Source organism: Knoellia locipacati (assembly GCF_007992835.1).
Taxonomy (GTDB): Bacteria; Actinomycetota; Actinomycetes; order Actinomycetales; family Dermatophilaceae; genus Knoellia; species Knoellia locipacati.
This window is the reverse complement of record NZ_BKBA01000015.1, coordinates 37554-58915: the sequence shown is the minus strand read 5'-3', so window position 1 is coordinate 58915 and position 21362 is coordinate 37554. Positions and strand designations below refer to the sequence as shown.

The following is a 21362-nucleotide window of genomic DNA, read 5'->3' as shown; positions in this document are numbered from 1 at the left end:
CCTGGCACCGACCATGACCCCGCACCACACCCCGACGCCACCCACGCGACGGGGCCACAGGCACGTCCAGGACACACCCACGGTGGGCCCGGCGGGGCGTGACGTCAGCGTCGAGCGAAGCGATGGCCAGACGCGCGCCGCGCAGGTGGACAGGGCCCCTGGCCCACGCGAGCGCCCCCTCGACGGCGAGTGGGTACCCGTCAGCGGCGGGTGAGTGCGTGTCCTGCCTGTGTCGTGAGGCGAGTCCAGCGCCCGTTGGTCGCGAGCGTCGACTCGCCACCGAGAGTGAGGAAGCCCAGCGCGTATGCCGCGAACGCGAGCGCGGCCGGATACGCCGTCCCGCCCTCCGGGCCGGTGCCCGCCTCTCGCACGTCTGCCCCATCGGGAGCCGATCCATCGACCGGGACCATCCGACCCCAGACACGTTCACGCAGCGCCGCCACTGCAGCCGAACCCGCACCGTCCGGAGTGCCGTCCGCCACCTCGGCGATCCCCTCGGACGCCACGCGCTGCAGGGCCTCCGAATCCACAGACCCGACGACCTGCCATCCCGCCCGCGGCGGCGAGACCGCAGCCCACGCCGCCGACACCGTCATCGGTGGCACGGGCAGCACGGCCCGCTCGCCCGGCCGAGCGACCCGGTCCGAGACAGCAGCCAACGGCACGACCACGTCGAGCTCCGCAGGCACCGCGAGCGCAGACGTCCGCAACCCCACCGTCGTCCCGGTCCCCATCAACCCCGAGCCCGGCAGCACCCCGACCCACGACGCCAGCACCGACCCGACGGCCTGGAGCCGCACGGCACCGTCGGCGTCGAGCGCACGGGCGCGGGCGGCATACCGGCCGAGGTCCTGGAGCGACTCGGCATCGGCGAGCACGAGCTCGGAGACCACAGCAGCACTCACCGGCGCGACCAGCGGAACGCGACCGCACCGCCGAGGTGTCCGTCGAGCACCGCGCGTTCCTCCGCCCCCAGGCGACGCGGCCGGGACGTCGCGAAGTCGTAGACGACGATCCCGGTCTCGGCGACGGCATACACGCGTTCGCCCATCGCCTCGGGGTCGCGCACGACGTAGCCGAGGTCGAAGCCTGCCCCGTGCACCCGCGTGACCCACATGTCGACCTCGATGGGTGCGTGGCGGTGGGTCAGCGGGGCGACGTACTCGATCTCGTGGCGCGACACGATGACGCCGGTGTCGAGCAGCGATCGCTCCTCGCCGAACCACTCGCGGAAGCCGATGACGCGGGCGTCCTCGAGGAGCCGGAGGTACTGCACGTTGTTGACGTGGCCGTAGGCGTCCATGTCGGACCAGCGCAGCGGCACCTCGGTGCGGTAGGGGCGAGCGGTGGGCTCGGGGGCGGGATCGACCACGGACATGCACCCAGTCTCGCAGCCCTCGACGAGTCCGCGACCGACACGGTCCTAGGGTGGACGGATGCCGCTCTCCCCCACGACGAACGCCCGCCTCGACCACGCCCTCGCCACCGGCCAGCGTGACCACCGCCTCCCCTCCGTCGCCGCCGGGCTCGTGCGCGGCGGCGAGCTCGTGTGGTCCGGTGCCGTCGGCACCGTCGACGGCCGCGCGACCGGGGCGCCCGTCGATGCGGACACCCAGTTCCGGATGGGCTCGATCACCAAGACCTTCGTCGGCGTCGCGGTGATGCGGCTGCGCGACGAGGGCCGGCTCGATCTCTCCGACCGGTTCGGCGTGCACGTGCCCGGCAGCCACCTCGACGACGTCACCATCGAGCAGCTCCTCAGCCACGCCGCCGGTGTCCAGGCCGAGACCGCGAGCGACTGGTGGGAGCGCACCCCGGGCGGCAACTGGGACCACCTCGTCAACTCGGGCGTGGGGACCCGCTTCCGCTCCGGGCGCCGCTTCCACTACTCCAACACGGGGTATGCCGCCCTCGGTCGCCTCCTCGAGGTGGTTCGCGAGCGCCCGTGGTTCGACGTCGTGCGCGACGAGCTGCTCGAACCGCTGGGCATGACCCGGACGACCCTGCGTCCGACCGGCGCTGCGGCACAGGGGTTCGCGGTGCACCCCTTCGCCGACGTGCTGCTGCCCGAGCCGGAGCACGACGCCGGCGCCATGGCCCCCGCCGGCCAGCTCTGGACGACGGTGGGCGATCTCTCGCGGTGGGCGGCGCTCCTCGGCGGCCACGTCGCCGACATCCTCTCGCCCGAGACCCTCGCCGAGATGGTCGAGCCGCACCACGTCGTCGACGAGCCGGGCCAGCCCTGGCTGGGCTCGCACGGTCTGGGCTGGCAGGTGTGGAACGTCGACGGCGCTCGGTCCGCCGGCCACGGAGGCTCGATGCCCGGCTTCCTCGCGAGCCTGCGGGTGCACCTCGACGCTGACGGCGGCGCCGGTCCGGTCGGAGCGCCCGGCGACGGCGTCGTCCTCTTCACCAACACGACCGCGAGCAAGGTGCTCAAGGACTTGCCCAAGGAGCTCCTCCGGACGATGCGCGAGCTCGAGCCGGCCCCGGTGACGCCGTGGGTGGCGTCGGGGTCGAGCGACGTGCTCGAGCTCGCCGGCATGTGGCACTGGGGTCCCGCGGTCGAGACGGCGCGCTTCGTCGGCGAGCACCTCGTCCTCGGCGAGCCGGGCACGGGCCGGGGGTCCCGCTTCGCCCGCGCCGGGGACGACGAGTGGGTCGGCCTCGACGGCTACTACACGGGCGAGCCGCTGCGGGTGCTCCGGCGCGGCGACGGCACGGTGTCCCACCTCGACCTCGCGACCTTCCGCTTCACCCGCACGCCCTACGACCCCGAGGCCGACGTCCCGGGCGGCGTCGACGAGCGGGGCTGGGCCTGACCGAGGGGCCTGTCGGGCACGGCGCCTACGGTGGGGTCACCATGACCAACGAGACGTATGCCGTCAGCGCGCCGACCGAGTCCGGCGCACCCTCCGACGTGGCCGGGGAGGCCACCGCTGCCCTGCGGCGGCTCGTCGGACGCGACGACGTCGACTTCCGCGACGGCCAGCTCGAGGCCGTCACGGCGCTGGTCTCCGACCGCAGCCGGGTCCTCGTCGTCCAGCGCACGGGGTGGGGCAAGTCGGCCGTCTACTTCGTCGCCACCGCACTGCGTCGTGCCCAGGGCGCAGGCCCGACGGTCATCATCTCCCCCCTCCTCGCCCTCATGCGCGACCAGATCGCGGCGGCCGAGCGGGCCGGCATACACGCGGTGACGATGAACTCGGCCAACGCGCAGGACTGGGACGAGGTCCGCCAGTCCCTCGCGAACGACACCGTCGACGTCCTCCTCGTGAGCCCGGAGCGCCTCAACAACCCGCGCTTCCGCGACGAGCAGCTGCCCGACCTCGCCCGCCGGTGCGGCCTCCTCGTCGTCGACGAGGCCCACTGCGTGTCCGACTGGGGCCACGACTTCCGCCCGGACTACCGGCGGATCCGCGACCTGCTCACCGAGCTGCCGCACGACGTCCCCGTCCTCGCGACGACGGCCACCGCGAACCAGCGCGTCGTCACCGACGTCGTCGAGCAGCTGGGGGTCGGCGGGCGCGACGTGCTCACCGTGCGGGGCGGCCTCGCGCGCGACTCGCTCCGGCTCGGCGTGCTGTCGTCCATGTCGCCCGAGCAACGGCTGGGCTGGCTGCTCGCCCACCTCGACGAGCTCCCGGGCAGCGGCATCGTCTATGCCCTCACCGTCGCCGCCGCCGAGGAGGTGGCCTCCGCCCTCTCCGACGCCGGGCACCGGGTGGCGTCCTACACCGGCCGCACCGACCCGGCCGACCGCGAGCGGCTCGAGGGTGCGCTGCGCGACAACGAGGTCAAGGCCCTCGTCGCGACGTCCGCCCTCGGGATGGGGTTCGACAAGCCGGACCTCGGGTTCGTCGTCCACCTCGGGGCGCCGTCGTCGCCCGTCGCCTACTACCAGCAGGTCGGCCGTGCGGGTCGCGCCACCGAGCGTGCCGACGTGCTGCTCCTGCCCGGTCCCGAGGACAAGGACATCTGGCTCTACTTCGCCTCGGTGTCGATGCCGCGCCAGGAGCAGGCCGACGCCGTCCTGCGCGCCCTCGCCGAGGCCGGCCGGCCCCTGTCGACCGCCGCCATCGAGACGATCGTCGACGTGCGGCGCACGCGGCTCGAGCTCCTCCTCAAGGTCCTCGACGTCGACGGTGCCGTCGCGCGCGTCCAGGGCGGCTGGACCTCGACGGGTCAGCCGTGGACCTACGACGCCGAGCGCTACGGCCGGGTGGCGCAGTCCCGCACCGACGAGCAGCAGCTCATGCTCGACTACGAGCGCACGACCGAGTGCCGGATGGCCTTCCTCCAGCGCACCCTCGACGACGCGACGGCCGTGCCTTGCGGCCGCTGCGACACGTGTGCGGGTCCGTGGTTCGCCACCGACGTCCCCGACACCGTCATCGGAGCTGCGCGCGAGCGCCTGGCCCGGGTCGGCGTCGACATCGACGCCCGCGCCCAGTGGCCCACCGGGATGGACCGCCTCGGCGTGCCGGTCAAGGGCAAGATCTCTCCTGACGAGTCGCTTTCCCGCGGGCGCGCGCTCGCCCGGCTCAGCGATCTCGGCTGGGGTCAGCGCCTGCGCGACGTCCTGCGTGAGGACGCGCCCGCCACGCCCGAGCTGCTCCGCGCCTGCGTCGGCGTCCTCGCCGGCTGGGGCTGGAGCGAGCGACCGGCCGGGATTGTCGCGGTGCCGTCCCGGTCGCACCCGCAGCTCGTCCAGTCGATCGCCCACGGGCTGGCCGAGATCGGGCGCCTGCCCTTCCTGGGCACGCTCGACCTCGAGCACGGTGGCCCCACGGGTGAGCCGGGTGGCAACAGCGCCTTCCGCCTCGCGGGCGTGTGGGAGCGGCTCGTCGTCGGTCCCGACCTCGCGGCGACGCTGGCCGGCGTGCGTGGTCCGGTCCTGCTCGTCGACGACCTCGTCAGCTCACGCTGGACGCTCACCGTCGCTGGTCGCGAGCTCCGCCGGGCGGGGGTCGACGGCGTCCTGCCGTTCGCCCTGGCCGTCGATGGCTGAGGGGTCGGACTCGCCGCGCGCCGCACGCGCCGGCGGGGTGACCCGCACCGTGACGAGCGGCAGGAACGCCTGGACCGCCGGCCCGATGAGCAGCGCATAGAGCACCGTCCCGACGCCGACGACGCCGCCGAGCAGCCAGCCGATGACGAGCACGGTGACCTCGAGACCGGTGCGGATGAGCCGGATCGACAGACCCGTACGGCGGGCGAGCCCGGTCATGAGCCCGTCGCGGGGACCGGGGCCGTACTGGCTGCCGATGTAGAGCGCTCCACCGAGACCGTTGACGACGATCCCGCCGAGCAGCATCGTCACCCTCAACCACAGGGCCTCCGGGGTCTCGACGACCGACAGCATGACGTCCGTGGCGATGCCGATGACGAACACGTTGGCGATCGTCCCCAGCCCGGGCCACTGGCGCAGCGGGATCCAGAGCAGCAGCACGAGGATGCCGACGACGATGACGACCGTCCCGAAGCTCCACCCGACCTTGTCCTGCACGCCGTAGTGGAAGACGTCCCACGGGTCGAGCCCCAGCTCGGCCCGGATGAACATCGCCATCGCCGTGCCGTAGAGCCAGAGCCCGACGAGCAGCTGGCTCACGCGGCGCACGGTGGAGCCGGCACGCAGCTGCTCCATCGGGGTCATCGGGACGAGGTCGACACGTCGGGCGGCCCCGCGGCGCAGGGTCTGGATCGGGCTCATGCGGACCATCATCGACCACGATTGGCCTTCGAATCCATGGCCACTTGTGCGACAGTGGCCCCATGGTTGCTCCCGTGCTCTCCGCCGCGCGCACCGCGGACCTCATCGGACCCACGCGAGGTGACGGGCCGGCATACCAGCTCGTCGCGGACGCGCTGCGCCTCCTCATCGCCGACGGCCGGATCGCCGTGGGCACCCGACTGCCGAGCGAGCGCGACCTCACCGGCGCGCTCGGACTGAGCCGCACGACGGTGAGCAGCGCGTATGCCGTGCTGCGCGACCGCGGCTACCTCACCTCCCGTCGTGGCTCGGGGAGCGTCGCGAGCCTTCCCCAGGGCGTGGTCCGGCGCGACACCGGCCTCCACCTGTCGCCCGACGTGCCGGAGGGGACCATCGACCTCACCTGCGCCGCGCAGCGGGCCCCGGCGGGGATGACGCAGGCGGCGGAGGCGGCGATCGCGGCCTCGCCCGACTACCTGTGCGGTACCGGCTACCTCGTCGACGGGCTCCCCGAGCTGCGCGAGGTCATCGCCGCCCACTACTCGGACCGGGGGCTGCCCACGACGGCGGACGAGGTGTTCGTGACGACCGGCGCCGTCGTCGGCACGGCCATCGCCGCGCGCGCCCTGCTCTCCCCCGGCGACACGGTCCTCATGGAGACGCCGACCTACCCCAACATCTTCCCGACGCTGCGCCAGCTCCGGGCGCGCATCGCGGCCGTGCCCGTCGAGCCGACGGGGTGGGACGTCCCGACGATGACCTCGACGATCCGCGCGTCCGGTGCGCGCGCGGCCTTCCTCCTGCCCGACTTCCACAACCCGACGGGCAACCTCATGACCGACGAGCAGCGTGCCCTCGTCGCCAAGGCGTTGCGGCAGAGCCGGACCACCGCCATCGTCGACGAGACGGTGGTGGAGCTCGGGCTCGACCACGAGGGCCCGATGCCGCTGCCGTTCGGTGCCCACCACGCCGACACCGTCTCGATCGGCAGCGCCTCGAAGTCGCACTGGGGCGGGCTGCGCATCGGCTGGATCCGCGCACCGAAGCACCTCCACGAGTCTCTGCACTCGGCGCGGGTGCCGCTCGACATCGGCGCCCCGGTCATCGACCAGCTCGTCCTGCTCCACCTCATGCGCGCCTCCCCCGGCATCACCCAGGAGCGGCGCCGCCAGCTGGTCGAGTCACGCGACGCGCTGGCCGAGGCCCTGCGGACGCGGTGCCCGCAGCTGCGGTTCGTCATGCCGCGCGGCGGTCTCTCGCTGTGGGTGGAGCTCCCCGAGCCGGTCGCCCTCCAGGTGACGCTCGCCGCCGAGGACGAGGGGCTGCTCTTCGCGAGCGGGCCTCGGTTCGCGGCGGCCGGCGGGCTCGACCGGTGGATCCGGCTGCCCTACGTGCTCTCCCCCGAGGAGCTCACCGAGGCGGTCGAGCGGCTGGTGCGAGCCCTGGCCCGGGTCGCCGACGGCAGCGCCGCGGCTCACGGTCGTCGCGCCCCACACCCCCGCGGACCGCTCGTCGCCTGACCCGCGAGTCGTCGTTAGGGTGACGCCTGTGACCGACTCGCCTGACACCCCACCCGCCCTGGCCCAGCTGTTGGCCGTGCTCGACCTCGAGGAGATCGGTCGCGCGGACATCAACGTCACCGCCTCCATCGGCGAGGACGGGGTCGAGGGCCGGGCTCCGATGACGTTCGCCGAGGAGATGACGCTCTTCCGCGGGCAGAGCCAGAAGATGCCCCATGGCCGGGTCTTCGGCGGTCAGGTCCTCGCCCAGGGAGTGGTCGCGTGCGGGCGCACCGTCCAGGCCGGCGAGAACGGCGCTCCCCGACCGATCCACTCGCTCCACGGCTACTTCATGCGCCCCGGCGACGACACGCAGCCCATCACGTTCGCGGTCGAGCGGATGCGTGACGGGCGGTCGTTCTCGACACGTCGCGCCCACGCCATCCAGAACGGCAAGCCGATCCTGTCGATGAGCTGCTCGTTCCAGGAGCACGCCGGGGGGCTCGACCACCAGGACGAGATGCCCGACGTGCCCGGACCCGAGGGCCTGCAGTCGCTCAGCGACGTCTTCGGCGGCATCGACCACCCGAGCGCCAAGCACGTCGCCGACCGCGCGATCGAGCAGCGCCACGTCGAGGGTCAGCTGTTCCTCTCACCCGGCGAGGAGCAGGTCGCACACCAAAGCGTGTGGACCCGCGCGGTCGGGCGGCTGCCGGACGACCCGCTGCTGCACTCGGCCGTGCTGGCCTACGCCTCCGACTACGCGCTGCTCGAGCCGGTGCTGCGACGCCACGGCCGGCAGTGGGTCGGCGGCGGGCTCAACGTCGCCAGCCTCGACCACGCGATGTGGTTCCACCGCCCTGCCCGCGCCGACGACTGGCTGCTCTACGCCCAGCAGTCCCCTTCGGCCCAGGGCGGGCGCGGCCTGTCGATCGGCCGGATGTTCACCGCCGACGGGACGCTCGTCGCCTCCACCGCCCAAGAGGGCATGCTCCGCGTCCGCGACTGAACTGCGCCCGAGTGGTGGCCCGACTGGGACACCGAGCGCAGCGAGGTGTCCCAGTCGGGCCATCAGTCGGGGTCCGGTCAGGGGAAGTGCAGCGGCTCCGCTGTGCCGTCCGCGCCCGTGGTCGTGACGGTCACCGTGTCGCTCGCGAGGTCGGCGCGGACCTCGATGCCGCGGTGGGTCATGACGAAGGTGTCGCCGTCGTCCTCGACCGAGCAGGTGACGTCCGCGAACCGGGTCTCATCCGTGCCCAGCACCTCACGGCGCAGCGCGATGAGCCGGCGGTACCAGCCGAACAGCGAGGCGTGCGGCTCGGAGGACAGCTCGTCCCACCGCAGCACGCTCGCGTCACGAGTCGAGCGCGCCTGCGGGTCCGGCACCGTGTCGGCCCATCCGTGCGACCCGAACTCGGCCCGACGGCCGGCCCGCACCGCCTCGGCCATGCCCTCGTCCGTGAAGTCGGTGAAGAACTGCCACGGCGTCGAGGCCGCGAACTCCTCGCCCATGAAGACCATCGGCGTGCCGGGCCCGAGCAGGTACAGCGCGGCGCCGATCGCCACCCGCCCCGGCGTGAGCGAGGCCGAAATCCGGTCGCCGGTCGCGCGGTTGCCGACCTGGTCGTGGGTCTGGAGGTAGGTCACGAGCCGCCGCCCGTCGAGGGCGTCGACGTCGACCGGACGCCCCCACTCGCGGCCGCGGAAGCTCGACCACGTGCCGTCGTGCAGGAAGCCGCGGGTGAGGACCTTCGCGAGCACGTCGAGCGGCCCGCCGTCGGGCAGGGCCCGCGTGCCACCGGCGAAGTCCTCGTAGTAGCCCTGCGTCTCGCCGGTGAGCGCGACGTGCAGCCCGTGGTGCACGTCGTCCGCCCACTGCGCCGTCATGCCGAGACCGCCGTCGGCCGTCGGCGTGACCATCGTCGTGTCGTTGAGGTCGCTCTCGGCGATGAGGTCGAGAGGCCGGCCGAGCTCACGCGCGAGATCGGCGACCGCGTCGGACAGCTCGACGAGCAGGTGCCGCTCACCCTCGTCGACGAGGGCGTGGACGGCGTCGAGCCGCAGCGCGTCGACGTGGAAGTCGCGCAGCCAGCGCAGGGCGTTCTCGACGATGAACGCGCGCACCTCGTGCGACCCGGGCGTGTCGAGGTTGACCGCCGGTCCCCACGGCGTCATGTGGGTCTGCGTGAAGTACGGCCCGAACCGACCGAGGTAGTTCCCGCTCGGCCCGAGGTGGTTGTAGACGACGTCGAGGCAGACGCCGAGCCCGCGCTCGTGGCAGGCGTCGACGAAACGCTGGAAGGCGGCCGGACCACCGAGGGCGTCGTGGACGGCATACAGGTCGACGCCGTCGTAGCCCCAGCCCCAACGCCCCGGGATGGCAGCCACGGGGAGGATCTCGACGACGTCGACGCCGAGGTCGACGAGGTGGTCGAGCCGCTCGACCGCGGAGTCGAAGGTGCCCTCTGCCGTGAACGTCCCGATGTGGAGCTCGTAGACGACCCCGCCGAGGGTGCCGGCGCCGTCGCGCGGTCCTCGCCAGCCGGAGTCACGCCACTCGTGGGCGGCGGTGTCGAACACCCGGCTCGGCCCGTCGACACCGTGCGGCTGCCATGCGCTGCGCGGGTCCGGGAGCGCCGGCTCCTCACCGTCGAGCACGAACGCATAGTCGACGACGTCGTATGCCGTGTGCTCACCCTCCCAGCGCCACCATCCGCGGTCGTCGCGCACCATCGGCAGCCGCTCACGCGGCTCGTCGGGAGCGCCGAGCTCGAGCTCGACCTGCTGCGCCTGCGGCGCCCACACCTCGATCATGACGTTCTCACCAGGAGCGCGACGGGCAGGTCCACGAGCAGGTCGGTCAACGCCGCCTGACCCGTGAAGACGCCAGAGTCGCTGTTGGACAACACATTTCGCCACTCGCCGTCAGGCAGGGACACCGTGGCGTCGCCGAGGCCGCCACGAGCGGCGAGCCGGTCGGCCTCGCGCGTGACGACGGCGACGAGCTGCGCACCGGACGCGTCACCGCGGGCCAGCGCCAGCGCGTGCGACGACGAGGTGTCGAGGCCGGCATAGTTCGAGGCAGGTCCGACAACGCTCTCGGGCAGGTCCCGACGCAGGCGCAGTGCGGCGGCGGTGACGAGCAGCTTCTCGTCGTCGAGGTCGCGCGAGCGCTCTCCTGCGTCCAGCCGGGCCAGGCGGTCGACGCGGTCGGCGTAGTCGACGGACCCGCGGTTGTCGGGGTCCACGAGGGTGAGTGCCTGGAGCTCCGCGCCCTGGTAGACGTCGGGCACGCCCACGGCGACGAGCTGGAGCAGCTTCTGCCCGAGGACGTTGGCGCGCACCGATGCCGCGTGCAGCGAGAGCCAGGTCTCGACGTGTCGGGCGATCGCAGCGTCGGCGACCACCGCCCGCGCGAAGCCCACGACCGCGGCCTCGTAGTCCGCGTCGCCGTCGACCCACGCGGTGTGGTCCTTGGCCTCGCGCACGGCCTTGAGGACGTAGGTCTCGATGCGGTCGGGCGTGATCGGCCAGGCGCCGAGGACGGTCTGCCAGACGAGGTACTCGGTGGCCCGGTCGACGAGCGAGGAGCGGTGTGCCGCAGCCAGATCCGATGCCTCGTGGGCCCAGCGCGACCAGTCGTCGGCCGACTCGGCGAGAGTCATGAGCCGGGCCCGCACGTCCTCCGAGCGCTTGGTGTCGTGGGTCGTCAGGGTCGTCATCGTCGTCGGCCACGTCGACAGCTGGCGCGCCTCGAACGCATGGAAGGCGTCCGCGTCGATCGACAGGTGCGACGGGTGACCGCCGACCTCGTTCGCACCGGACAGGCGCGACCAGCGGTAGAAGGCGGTGTCCTCGATGCCCTTGGCCATGACGGGTCCGCAGGTCTGCTGGAAGCGCACCATGAGCTCGGCACGGGCGGCGTCGGCGCCGACCTGCGCCTGCGGGAGGTGGCCCCCGCGCACGAGGCGGTCCATGACGGCGAGGGCGTCGTGGTCGGCCGGGTCGAGCAGCTCTCGGGCGCGCGACACGGCGGAGTCGAGCACGGCCACCTGCTCGTCGTCGGCTGCCTGCCCCGGCACGAGGTAGGCGCGGTAGCGGTCCATCGAGACGAGAAGGGCGCCGAGCGAACGTCGGAGCGCGTCGAGGTTCTCCCCCGGCACGATCGCTGCGACGAGCCGCATGAGCCGGTTGACCTCGGCCGCCTGGACCGTCTCGACGACGAGCTGCTTGGACTCCAGCACGACGTCCTCGAGGGCTCCGCGCCCCGCCGGCGCGTGCTCGGCCCACAGACGGTCGAGCACCTCGTCGCCGGCTGACGACGTCAGCGCCTGCTGCACCCGCAGCAACGTGTCGTAGCCGGTCGTCCCGGCGCACCGCCACGACTCGGGCAGCTGCTCCTCGCCCTCGAGGATCTTCTCGGCGACGACCCAGGCGTCCCCGGTCTCGTCGGCCAGACGCGCGAGGTAGTCCCCGGGGTCGGCAAGGCCGTCCGGGTGGTCGATCCGGAACCCGTCGATCGACCCGTCCCGATAGAGCTCGAGGAGGAGGGCGTGCGTCGCCTCGAACACCTCGGGGTCCTCGACGCGGACCGCCTTGAGGGTGGTGACGTCGAAGAACCGCCGGTAGTTGAGGTCCGTCGCACCATCACGCCAGAAGGTGAGCCGGTAGTGCTGTGCCGCAACGAGATCCGCAAGCGGTAGGCCCTCGGTCCCCGGCGCCACGGGGTACTCGTGGTCGTAGTAGCGCAGCACGGTCTCGTCGCCCGCGGCCCCGCCGTCCGTCGCCACCGTCAGCTCGCCGGCCGCCAGCACCTCGTCCAGGGACGAGCCGAGCACCGGCATGAGCACGCGACCGTCCTCGACGTCCCAGTCGACGTCGAACCACCGCGCCGCCGCCGACTCACGGCCCTCGCGCAGCAGCGACCACAGCGCGGCGTTGCGCCACGTCACGTCGGGCACGGTCATGTGGTTCGGCACGACGTCGACGACGATCCCGAGGCCGGCGGCGTGCGCGGCGAGCACGAGCCGGTCGAACGCCTCGCGGCCTCCGGCCTCCTCGTTGAGGCGGCCGTGGTCGACGACGTCGTAGCCGTGCGTCGACCCGGGGGCCGGCTGCAGGACCGGTGACAGATAGAGGTGCGAGACCCCCAGGGAGGCGATGTATGCCGTCTGCTCCGCCGCCGCGTCGAACCCGAACCCACCGTGCACCTGGAGGCGGTAGGTCGAGGTGGGCACGGCGCGGCCGGAGGCACCGACGACGACGGGAGCAGACGGCATACGCATCAGGACGGCCGTTCGGAGGTGGCCGCCCCCGCCGTGTGGGTCGGGGCCTCGCGGGGGCTGCGCAGGACGACGACCGCACGGGCACCGACGACGACCTGCGAGCCGGCGTCGCGCCACCCCGGGTCGACGATCTCGGCGCACGTGTCGATCTCGGTGAGCCAGCGCTCGCCCCACGTCGACGACGGGATCGTGAACTGCTGCTCCTCGGCGTCGGCGTTGAACAGGACGAGGAAGTCGTCGTCGGTGATCATCTGCCCACGGGTGTCCGGCTCGTGGATGGCACCGCCGTTGAGCCACATGGCGATCTGCAGGGCGTCGCCGTCCCAGCCGAACTCGTCCATGGGCTCGCCGGAGGGCTGCAGCCAGTAGATGTCACCGAGCGTCGACTGGCCACCGTGGTCGGCCGACCCGGCGAAGAAGCGGCGACGCTTGAACACCGGGTGGCTCTGGCGCAGGCGCACCACGGCCTTGGTGAACTCGAGCAGCCGCACCTGGTCCTCGTCGAGGTCCCAGTCGACCCACGCGAGCTCGTTGTCCTGGCAGTAGACGTTGTTGTTGCCGTCCTGCGTGCGCCCGATCTCGTCACCGTGGCTGATCATCGGCACGCCCTGCGAGAGCAGGAGGGTCGTGAGGAAGTTGCGCAGCTGGCGCTGCCGGAGCTCGCGGATCTCGGGGTCGTCGGTCGGCCCCTCGACACCGTGGTTCCACGAGCGGTTGTGGCCCTCGCCGTCGTTGCCGTCCTCGCCGTTGGCCTCGTTGTGCTTGTCGTTGTAGGAGACGAGGTCGCGCAGCGTGAAGCCGTCGTGGGCGGTGATGAAGTTGATCGACGCGATCGGCTTGCGGCCGCTGTGCTCGTAGAGGTCGCTCGAGCCGGTGATGCGGGAGGCGAACTCCCCCAGCGTCGCCGGCACGCCACGCCAGAAGTCGCGCACGGTGTCGCGGTACTTGCCGTTCCACTCGGTCCACAGGGGCGGGAAGTTGCCGACCTGGTAGCCACCGTCGCCGACGTCCCACGGCTCGGCGATGAGCTTGACCTGGGAGATCACCGGGTCCTGCTGGATGATGTCGAAGAAGGCCGAGAGCTTGTCGACCTCGTGGAACTGGCGGGCGAGGGTGGCAGCGAGGTCGAACCGGAAGCCGTCGACGTGCATCTCGGTGACCCAGTAGCGCAGCGAGTCCATGATGAGCTGGAGCACGTGCGGGTTGCGCATGAGCAGGCTGTTGCCGGTGCCCGTGGTGTCGTAGTAGTGCTGTTTGTTGTCGTCGACGAGGCGGTAGTAGCTCGCGTTGTCGATGCCGCGGAAGCAGATCGTCGGGCCGAACTCGTTGCCCTCGGCGGTGTGGTTGTAGACGACGTCGAGGATGACCTCGATGTCGGCCTCGTGCAGCGCCTTGACCATCGCCTTGAACTCGGTGACCTGCTGCCCGCGCTGGCCCTGCGCGTAGGAGTTGTGCGGCGCGAGGAAGCCGATGGTGTTGTAGCCCCAGTAGTTCGTCAGCCCCTTGGCCTGGAGCGAGGTGTCCTGGACGAACTGGTGCACCGGCATGAGCTCGATGGCGTTGATGCCGAGAGCCTTGAGGTGGTCGATGATCACCGGGTGCCCGATGGCGGCGTAGGTGCCGCGGATCTCCTCGGGCAGGTCGGGGTGGGTCATCGTCAGGCCCTTGACGTGAGCCTCGTAGATCACGGTGTCGTGGTACTCGTGACGCGGCGGGCGGTCGTGGCCCCAGTCGAAGTAGGGGTTGATGACGACACTGAGCATCGTCTTGCCGAGCGAGTCGTCGGTGTTGCGCTCGGTGGGCTCGAGGAAGTCGTAGGAGAACAGCGCCTGGTCGTTGCTCACCTGGCCCTCGATGGCCTTGGCGTAGGGGTCGAGCAACAGCTTGCTCGGGTCGCAGCGGTGCCCCGCCTCGGGCTCGTACGGGCCGGTGACCCGGTAGCCGTAGCGCTGGCCCGGCTGCAGACCGGGGAGGTAGGCGTGCCACACGAAGTGGTCGACCTCGGGCATCTCGATCCGCACCTCGACGCCGTCGTCGTCGATGAGGCAGAGCTCGACCTCCTCGGCCACCTCGCTGAACAGCGCGAAGTTCACCCCGCTGCCGTCGTAGGTCGCGCCGAGTGGGTATGCCGATCCGGGCCAGATTTCCAAGGCCGCCTCTTTCGTCGTGTTCTGGGTCAAGCGTGTGCACTCCTCACGGGGACGACGGCGGCCCGCGTGGCGGGAACGCCGGGCCGGTCGGGCTGGCTGGGTATCGTTCGCGCAGGACGCCTAACCTACCCAACTCCCCGCACCCCGAAGGACCACCAGTGACCCAGAATCGCACCGCCGTCGTCACCGGAGCAGCCCGTGGGATCGGTGCCGCGACCGCGCGCCGCCTGTCCAGGGACGGGTATGCCGTCGCGGTCGTCGACCTCGACGAGGCGGCCTCCGAGGTGGTTGCGGCCTCCATCCGCGAGGCCGGCGGGTCCGCGGTCGGCGTCGGCGTGGACGTCTCCGACGCGGAGCAGGTCGAGGCGGGCGTCGCCCGGATCGCCGACGAGCTCGGGCCTCCCGTCGTGCTCGTCAACAACGCGGGGATCATCCGCGACAACCTCATCTTCAGGATGACCGAGTCCGACTGGGACTCCGTCATGAACGTCCACCTGCGTGGCGCCTTCCTCATGACCAGGGCGTGCCAGGCACACATGACGGCGGAGAAGTTCGGGCGCATCGTCAACCTCTCGTCGTCCTCAGCGCAGGGCAACCGGGGGCAGGCCAACTACTCGGCGGCCAAGGCGGGCCTCCAGGGCTTCACCAAGACGCTCGCCATCGAGCTCGGCAAGTTCGGCGTCACCGCCAACGCCGTGGCTCCGGGCTTCATCCAGACCGACATGACCGCGGCCACCGCCGAGCGGATGGGCGTGTCCTTCGAGGACTTCCTCGCCGGGGCCGCGAAGCAGACCCCGGTCGGGCGCGTCGGCCAGCCCGAGGACATCGCCGCGACGATCTCGTTCCTGTGTTCGCAGGAGGCGGGCTTCGTCTCGGGCCAGGTGATCTACGTTGCCGGAGGCCCCCTCGACTGAGCGCGAGGACGCGCCGGCGCGAGGGGCCGCGCCCGCACGGGACCGTGCCTTCGACGTCGCCCGCGGCATCGCGATCCTCGCCATCGTCGTCGGTCACGTCCTGCGCGGACTGGCCGCGGCAGACCTCGTGCCGCGCACGTCCCCTGTCGTGCTCGAGGTGGACGACGCGTTCTACGCGTGGCACCTCACGATCTTCGCCGTGCTGCTCGGCGTCTTCCTCCGACCGGGTGTCGAGAAGCACGGGCCTCGCGCCTACCTCCGCTCCCGGGTCGCCCTCTTCGCCTACCTGTATGCCGTGTGGACCGTCCTCTTCGGCGTCACCCGCCGCTTCACCGACGTGGCGGCCCAGGCAGCGCAGGAGGGTGTCGACGCCGTCGAGCCAGAGGTCGTGGCCGGACGCTGGGACGGGTTCGTCGGCGACCGGTTGCACGCCCTGCTCGTCGCCGACGGCCCCTTGTGGTGGCTGGGGTTCCTCGTCCTCGTCACCGTGGTGGGTGCACTCGTGCGGCCGTGGAGCAGCCGCGCGCGGGCGGTCCTGTCGTCGGTCATCGTCGCCGTGGGCTCCTTGCTCGCCTGGGGCTGGACCGGTCCGTGGGTGTTCATGGAGGGCCTCGCACTGCTCGCGTTCGTGTGGTTCGGCCTGCTCGCCGGGCGCGAGCGCGTGGCCGCCCTGACCCGCTCGGCACACGCACGGTGGGTCGCGCTGGTCGGGGTCGGTGCCGGAGCGGCCGCACTCTGGTTGACCGACCCGATGCCCCCGACGTCGTGGATGGGACCGCGCACCCTCTGGGCCCTCGCCTGGGGCGTCCCGACCTCCATCGCACTGTGCCTCGGCGTCTTCGCCCTGTCGGGGAGCATCGGCCGGCGAGCGGTGGGCCGGCCGCTGGCGTTCCTCGGCGAGCGCTCGCTCGAGATCTTCCTCGCGCACATCGTCCTCACCGACATGGCCCGCAAGCTCCTCACCGTCGCTGGCGTCACGGACCTCACCGTCCACCTGGTCGTCGGGTCCGTCGCCGGCGTGCTCGGGCCGCTCGGCCTGTGGTGGCTGGGCCGACGGCTGCACGTGCCCTGGCTCTTCCAGCTTCCGACCCGCGCCTGACCGTCCCTCACCCTCTCGCTCTCAACTGATTGCCCCACGGCGGAGGGCATACATCGCTGGAAAGTTCTTGACTCGTCGGTTAATTAACCACTATGTTAAGTGCCATGGCCGATCCGCTCAGCACCACCTTCTCCGCCCTGGCCGACCCGACGAGGCGCGAGATCCTCCAGCGCCTCTCGTCGGGCGACGCCACGGTCGGCGAGCTGGCCGAGCCGTTCGCCATGTCGCTGCCGGCGATCTCGAAGCACCTCACGGTCCTCGAGCGTGCCGGCCTCATCACCAAGAGCCGGGATGGGCAGCGGCGCCACTGCCGCATCTCGGTCGCCCCACTCCAGGACGCGACGTCGTGGCTCGAGCTCTACCGCAAGCACTGGGAGAGCCAGCTCGACAGCCTCGGCGACTACCTCGCGTCCATCCACCGGCCCTCGACCGAGGGCGACCACGAGGAGACCCCGTCATGAGCTCCACCGCCAGCTCCACGAGCACCACCGGCACCACACCCACCGCGCACGAGCGCGCCACCGTCACCGCCTCCGGCTCGGAGATGGTCATCACCCGCACGTTCCCCGCCCCGGCCGACCTCGTCTTCGAGGCCATGACCAACCCCGAGCACATCCGCCGCTGGTGGGGTGCCGGGCACGGGGAGATGACCGTCTGCGAGGTCGACCTGCGCGAGGGCGGTGCGTGGCACTTCGCCCAGCGCGCCGACTCGAGCGGCGAGGAGGTCTCGTTCTCGGGGCACTACCAGCAGATCGACCGCCCCGGGCACCTCGTGCACACCGAGCGGTTCGACAACATCGACAGCCCCTACTCGCTCATCGACTCGACCTACACCGAGCAGGACGGGCGGACCACGCTGCGCGCCGTCATCACCTACGACTCCCCCGAGACGGTCCAGGCCGTCATCGACTCGGGCATGGAGCACGGCCTCCAGTCCAGCTACGACGCCATCGACGACGTCCTCGCCGAGCTCAGCGCCGCGGGCTGACCCCACGGCATACGACAACGTCCGCAACCATGGTCGAGATCGCGACCACGGTTGCGGACGTTGCGGTATGCCGGCGTGCTGCGTCCGCAGCTGTGGTCACCTTCTCGACCAGCTGTGCGGACGGTGCGGTATGCCGGGTGGCTCAGAAGCCGAGGTCGCGGCCGATGAGCTCCTTCATGATCTCGTTCGAGCCGGCCCAGATCTTCGTGACGCGGGCGTCGCGCCAGGCGCGGGCCACGCGGTACTCGTTCATGAAGCCGTAGCCACCGTGCAACTGGACGCACTCGTCGAGGACGTCGTTCTGGACCTGGGCGCTCCACCACTTGGCCTTGGCGGCGTCGACGGCGGTGAGCTCACCCTTGGCGTGGGCGGCGACGCAGTCGTCGACGTAGGCCTCGGCGACCTCGATCGAGGTGACGAGCTCGGCGATCTTGAACTTGTTGTGCTGGAAGGCACCGATGGGCTGGCCGAAGGCCTTGCGCTCCTTGGCGTAGGCGATGGTCTCCTCGAGGATCGCCTTGGCGTGGGCGACGTTGCTGACGGCCGCACCGACCCGCTCCTGCGGGAGTCGCTGCATCATCGCGATGAAGCCCATGCCCTCCTCACCGATGAGGTTCTCGGCCGGGACACGGACGTTCTCGAAGAAGAGCTCGGCGGTGTCGGACTCCTCCTGACCCACCTTGTCGAGCTTGCGGCCACGGCTGAAGCCCTCCATGCCGTCCTCGACCATGAGCAGCGAGATGCCCTTGGCACCCTTGCTGGGGTCGGTGCGGGCGGCGACGATGACGAGGTCGGCCTGGTAGCCGTTGGTGATGAACGTCTTGGACCCGTTGAGGACCCAGCCGTCGGAGCCGTCGTCGGCGCGGACCGCGGTCGTCTTGAGCGCGGCGAGGTCGGAGCCACCGCCGGGCTCGGTCATGGCGATGGCGCAGATCTTCTCGCCGGCGGCCATGGGCGGCAGCCAGCGCTGCTTCTGCTCCTCGGTGCCGAGGTCGACGATGTAGGGCGGGCAGACGTCGCTGTGGATGCCGAAGCAGGACGAGGTCGCGGCGTTGAAGCCGGAGATGACCTCGGCCGAGATGGCGTTGAAGCGGTAGTCCCCGGCGCCGGCACCGCCGAACTCCTCGGGGATGTCGAGGCCGAGCAGACCCTGCTTGCCGGCCTCGAGCCAGATGTCGCGGTCGATGCTCTTGGCCTCGAGCATCTGGTCGGCACGCGGCTTGAGCGTGCGGTCGACGAACTCCTGGACCGAGTCGTGGAAGGCGAGGTGGTCGTCGTCGTACAGGTTGCGGGGCATGGCTCTCCTCGACAGAACTACGAATGACTAAGCGCTTGCTTAGTCTCACGCGGGTCAGGCATGCTGTCAACATGTCGGCCACCACAGGCGCACCACGCTCGGAGCAGAGCATCCTCGCCACGCTCGAGGACTCGGGCGACACCGCCGGCGCCACGGCCGTGAGGCTCATGATGGCCGCCGCCGACGCCTTCGCCGACAAGGGTTTCCACGCCACGACCACCCGCGACATCGCGTCGCGGGCCGGGCTCTCCCCCGCCGGCGTCTACGTGCACTTCAGCTCCAAGGAGGACCTCCTCTTCCAGCTGAGCCGCCGCGGCCACCAGACGGCGCGCGACCAGCTCGTCGAGGCCGCGGGGGCGGCCGCCTCCCCGCCCGAGGCGCTCCGCTCGATCATCGCCGGGTTCTCCACGTGGCACGCCGAGCACCACCAGCTCGGCCGGATCGTCCAGTACGAGTTCCGCCACCTCACCCCCGAGCACCGCGACGAGGTCCTGTCGCTGCGCCGCGAGATCGACAAGGTCGTGCGCGGCGTCCTCGCCGACGGCGTCGAGTCCGGTGACTTCGAGGTCGACGACATCCCCAGCACCGCCCTGGCCCTGCTGTCGATGGCCGTCGACGTCGCCCGCTGGTACTCCCCCGAGATCCGGCGCACCCCCGACGACATCGGCCGCACCAACGGCCACCTCGCGATGAGGCTCGTCGCTCGCCGTTAGGCTTGCGCACCATGACCGACGCCGGAGGACACGGGGGCTCCCCGTCGATCGAGCAGCCCGACTACTGGTGGTACGTCGCGCGCACCGACCTGCTGCACGCGGCCCTCAGCTCGTACGCCGCGGACCGCACGACGGTGCTCGACATCGGCAGCGCCGACGGGCCGAGCGCGAGCTGGCTCCACGACGGCACCCGTCACCTCGCCTCGCTCGACATCGACCCGCGCGGGCTCGGCACCAACGGCGTCTGCGGCTCGGCCCTCTCGCTCCCCTTCGCCGACGCGAGCTTCGACATGGTGTCGGCGTTCGACGTCATCGAGCACTGCGACCCCGAGGCCGAGGCCCTCGCCGAGGTGGGCCGGGTGCTCCAGCCCGGTGGCACGTTCCTCATGGCCGTGCCCGCCTACCAGTGGGCCTGGACCGACTTCGACGTCGCCAACGGTCACTTCCGCCGCTACACGAAGCGGCGCGCGGTCGCCGCGGTCGAACGCGCGGGCTTCCGCGTCGAACGGGCGACCTACGCGTTCACGTCGGTCTTCCCCGGCTTCGTCGCCGAGCGGCTCGCACGTCGCCTCAAGGACCGCAAGCACACGTCCGCCGTCGACGTCGTCTCGGTGCCCGAGGTCCCCAGGGCGCTGCACCACGCCCTGCTCGCCGCGACGAAGGTCGACGAGGCGCTGCTCCGCCGACGCCTCGACCTGCCCTTCGGCAGCTCGGTGTTCGTCGCCGCGACGAAGGTCAGCGACGCACGCTGAGCCGGCACACGGCCGTGGCGGTCACCAGGTGCCCGCCTCGACCGGCTCGAGCTGGCGCACCAGCTCGGCGACGAGCTCGTATGCCGTGTCGTCGGTGTCGTTGCCCATCCCGAGGATGAGGTGGTCGAGACCGACCTCGGCCAGACGCCCGTAGCGGTCGACCGCCTCGTCGACCGACTGCATCGTCTCGCCGGACGACGCCTTCGCGCCCGACGTGCCGAGGCTGAGCCGCGACAGCGCGGTCACCTCGATCTCTCGAGGGTCACGCCCGACGTCGTCACAGTGCCCCCGCAGGATGGCGAGCCGAGCAGGCATCGCCTCCGGCCCGGCGTCGAAGAGGTTGCACGCGTCGGCGTACTTCGCCACGAGCCGCAGGGTCTTCTTCGGCCCGCTGCCGCCGATGAGGATCGGGACGCGGCGCAACGGCGCCGGGACATTGAGGGGACGTTCGAGCGAGTAGTGCCGGCCGGCATACGGGCTGTCGTCGCCGTCGAACATCCGGCGCGCGATCTGGAGCGTCTCCTCGAGACGCTCGAACCGTTCTGCCACAGGCGGATACGGGACACCGAGACCGCGGTGCTCCTCCTCGTTCCACGCTGCCCCGATGCCGAGCCAGGCGCGCCCACCGCTGAGCACGTCGAGCGTCGTCACCGTCTTGGCGAGCAGCCCGGGGTGGCGGTAGGTCACGCCGGTGACGAGCGTGCCGAGCTCGATCCGCTCGGTCGCGGCGGCGGCGAAGGCCAGCGCCGAGTAGCCCTCGAGCATGTCGAGCTCGGGTGGCCCGATCATCGAGATCTGGAAGAAGTGGTCCATGACCCAGAGCGACGACATGCCCGCGCCCTCGGCGTTCTGGGCGACCCGGCGGAAGGTGGGACCGATCGACGCCGGGGCGTCCGGCCAGGAGAAGTAGGAGACCTGCAGTCCACAGCGCATGCCCTGATCCTGCGCCTCG

Annotated in this window: 18 protein-coding genes; 10 read left to right on the top strand and 8 right to left on the bottom strand. The window is 71.6% G+C overall.

Annotated elements, in window-relative coordinates:
* Positions 1–200: 200 nt before the first annotated feature.
* Together KLO01_RS16745 and KLO01_RS16740 are read right to left on the bottom strand one after the other, a co-directional pair.
* Positions 201–905 (bottom strand): DUF8185 domain-containing protein, encoded by a 705-nt coding sequence (locus KLO01_RS16745; protein ID WP_147067289.1) that lies wholly within the window; start codon positions 903–905, stop codon positions 201–203.
* Entirely contained in the window at positions 902–1378 is a 477-nt protein-coding gene (locus KLO01_RS16740; RefSeq protein WP_147067287.1) for an acyl-CoA thioesterase, read from the bottom strand. Before KLO01_RS16740 ends, KLO01_RS16745 begins: the two co-directional genes overlap by 4 nt.
* A 58-nt stretch (positions 1379–1436) precedes the next feature.
* Between KLO01_RS16740 and KLO01_RS16735 the strand changes: the two genes are divergently transcribed.
* Positions 1437–2822 (top strand): serine hydrolase domain-containing protein, encoded by a 1386-nt coding sequence (locus tag KLO01_RS16735; RefSeq protein ID WP_147067285.1) that lies wholly within the window; start codon positions 1437–1439, stop codon positions 2820–2822.
* A gap of 41 nt (positions 2823–2863) precedes the next feature.
* Positions 2864–5011 (top strand): RecQ family ATP-dependent DNA helicase, encoded by a 2148-nt coding sequence (locus KLO01_RS16730; RefSeq protein ID WP_246136278.1) that lies wholly within the window; start codon positions 2864–2866, stop codon positions 5009–5011.
* Here the strand turns inward: KLO01_RS16730 and yczE are convergent.
* Positions 4922–5713, bottom strand: a complete 792-nt coding sequence (gene yczE, locus KLO01_RS16725; RefSeq protein ID WP_246136277.1) for a membrane protein YczE — start codon at positions 5711–5713, stop codon at positions 4922–4924. The two genes, KLO01_RS16730 and yczE, sit on opposite strands and share 90 nt — an antisense overlap.
* A gap of 62 nt (positions 5714–5775) precedes the next feature.
* Between yczE and yczR the strand changes: the two genes are divergently transcribed.
* Both yczR and KLO01_RS16715 read left to right on the top strand, forming a co-directional pair.
* The gene (yczR, locus tag KLO01_RS16720; RefSeq protein ID WP_147067283.1) at positions 5776–7233 is read left to right on the top strand and encodes a MocR-like transcription factor YczR; all 1458 of its coding nucleotides are present in this window, start codon (positions 5776–5778) and stop codon (positions 7231–7233) included.
* 28 nt (positions 7234–7261) lie between these two features.
* A complete protein-coding gene (locus tag KLO01_RS16715; protein WP_147067281.1) occupies positions 7262–8221 on the top strand; it encodes an acyl-CoA thioesterase in 960 nt (319 codons plus the stop codon).
* A gap of 77 nt (positions 8222–8298) precedes the next feature.
* On the opposite strand, the gene treZ is transcribed toward KLO01_RS16715, so the two are convergent.
* The 3 genes from treZ to glgX are packed head-to-tail and all read right to left on the bottom strand — an operon-like array spanning position 8299 to position 14647.
* The gene (treZ, locus tag KLO01_RS16710; RefSeq protein ID WP_147067279.1) at positions 8299–10026 is read right to left on the bottom strand and encodes a malto-oligosyltrehalose trehalohydrolase; all 1728 of its coding nucleotides are present in this window, start codon (positions 10024–10026) and stop codon (positions 8299–8301) included.
* A complete protein-coding gene (gene treY / locus KLO01_RS16705; RefSeq protein ID WP_147067277.1) occupies positions 10023–12491 on the bottom strand; it encodes a malto-oligosyltrehalose synthase in 2469 nt (822 codons plus the stop codon). Before treY ends, treZ begins: the two co-directional genes overlap by 4 nt.
* Before the next feature lie 5 nt (positions 12492–12496).
* Positions 12497–14647: a glycogen debranching protein GlgX gene (gene glgX / locus KLO01_RS16700; protein ID WP_147067275.1), complete on the bottom strand. Its 2151-nt coding sequence runs from the start codon at positions 14645–14647 to the stop codon at positions 12497–12499.
* 158 nt (positions 14648–14805) lie between these two features.
* On the opposite strand from glgX, the gene fabG reads away from it, so the two are divergent.
* From fabG to KLO01_RS16680, 4 genes are all read left to right on the top strand, one after another.
* A complete protein-coding gene (fabG, locus tag KLO01_RS16695; RefSeq protein WP_147067273.1) occupies positions 14806–15561 on the top strand; it encodes a 3-oxoacyl-ACP reductase FabG in 756 nt (251 codons plus the stop codon).
* Positions 15539–16660 carry an acyltransferase family protein gene (locus KLO01_RS16690; RefSeq protein WP_147067271.1) on the top strand — a complete coding sequence of 374 codons (1122 nt, stop codon included), beginning with the start codon at positions 15539–15541 and terminating at the stop codon, positions 16658–16660. The genes fabG and KLO01_RS16690 overlap by 23 nt, the downstream gene beginning before the upstream one ends.
* Positions 16661–16764: 104 nt before the next feature.
* Positions 16765–17121, top strand: coding sequence for an ArsR/SmtB family transcription factor (locus KLO01_RS16685; protein WP_147067269.1), 357 nt, complete (start codon positions 16765–16767; stop codon positions 17119–17121).
* On the top strand, positions 17118–17648 hold the full coding sequence (locus KLO01_RS16680; RefSeq protein ID WP_147067266.1) for an SRPBCC family protein: 531 nt from the start codon (positions 17118–17120) through the stop codon (positions 17646–17648). Before KLO01_RS16685 ends, KLO01_RS16680 begins: the two co-directional genes overlap by 4 nt.
* Positions 17649–17790: 142 nt before the next feature.
* On the opposite strand, the gene KLO01_RS16675 is transcribed toward KLO01_RS16680, so the two are convergent.
* Positions 17791–18945, bottom strand: a complete 1155-nt coding sequence (locus KLO01_RS16675; protein ID WP_147067264.1) for an acyl-CoA dehydrogenase family protein — start codon at positions 18943–18945, stop codon at positions 17791–17793.
* Between the two features lie 71 nt (positions 18946–19016).
* Here KLO01_RS16675 and KLO01_RS16670 point away from each other — a divergent pair, with 71 nt between their 5' ends.
* A complete protein-coding gene (locus tag KLO01_RS16670) occupies positions 19017–19658 on the top strand; it encodes a TetR/AcrR family transcriptional regulator (protein WP_147067263.1) in 642 nt (213 codons plus the stop codon).
* 11 nt (positions 19659–19669) lie between these two features.
* Positions 19670–20410, top strand: coding sequence for a class I SAM-dependent methyltransferase (locus KLO01_RS16665; RefSeq protein WP_147067261.1), 741 nt, complete (start codon positions 19670–19672; stop codon positions 20408–20410).
* 21 nt (positions 20411–20431) lie between these two features.
* Here KLO01_RS16665 and KLO01_RS16660 read toward each other — a convergent pair whose 3' ends face one another.
* Complete coding sequence (locus KLO01_RS16660) at positions 20432–21343, bottom strand: LLM class F420-dependent oxidoreductase (protein ID WP_147067259.1); 912 nt, start codon at positions 21341–21343, stop codon at positions 20432–20434.
* Positions 21344–21362: the final 19 nt, after the last annotated feature.

Coding starts and splice junctions, on each gene's coding strand:
- KLO01_RS16740 (WP_147067287.1), bottom strand. CDS start 1,378: ATGTCCGTGGTCGATCCCGCCCCCGAGCCCACCGCTCGCCCCTACCGC.
- KLO01_RS16735 (WP_147067285.1), top strand. CDS start 1,437: ATGCCGCTCTCCCCCACGACGAACGCCCGCCTCGACCACGCCCTCGCC.
- KLO01_RS16730 (WP_246136278.1), top strand. CDS start 2,864: ATGACCAACGAGACGTATGCCGTCAGCGCGCCGACCGAGTCCGGCGCA.
- yczE (WP_246136277.1), bottom strand. CDS start 5,713: ATGAGCCCGATCCAGACCCTGCGCCGCGGGGCCGCCCGACGTGTCGAC.
- yczR (WP_147067283.1), top strand. CDS start 5,776: ATGGTTGCTCCCGTGCTCTCCGCCGCGCGCACCGCGGACCTCATCGGA.
- treZ (WP_147067279.1), bottom strand. CDS start 10,026: ATGATCGAGGTGTGGGCGCCGCAGGCGCAGCAGGTCGAGCTCGAGCTC.
- treY (WP_147067277.1), bottom strand. CDS start 12,491: ATGCCGTCTGCTCCCGTCGTCGTCGGTGCCTCCGGCCGCGCCGTGCCC.
- KLO01_RS16685 (WP_147067269.1), top strand. CDS start 16,765: ATGGCCGATCCGCTCAGCACCACCTTCTCCGCCCTGGCCGACCCGACG.
- KLO01_RS16680 (WP_147067266.1), top strand. CDS start 17,118: ATGAGCTCCACCGCCAGCTCCACGAGCACCACCGGCACCACACCCACC.
- KLO01_RS16675 (WP_147067264.1), bottom strand. CDS start 18,945: ATGCCCCGCAACCTGTACGACGACGACCACCTCGCCTTCCACGACTCG.
- KLO01_RS16670 (WP_147067263.1), top strand. CDS start 19,017: ATGTCGGCCACCACAGGCGCACCACGCTCGGAGCAGAGCATCCTCGCC.
- KLO01_RS16665 (WP_147067261.1), top strand. CDS start 19,670: ATGACCGACGCCGGAGGACACGGGGGCTCCCCGTCGATCGAGCAGCCC.
- KLO01_RS16660 (WP_147067259.1), bottom strand. CDS start 21,343: ATGCGCTGTGGACTGCAGGTCTCCTACTTCTCCTGGCCGGACGCCCCG.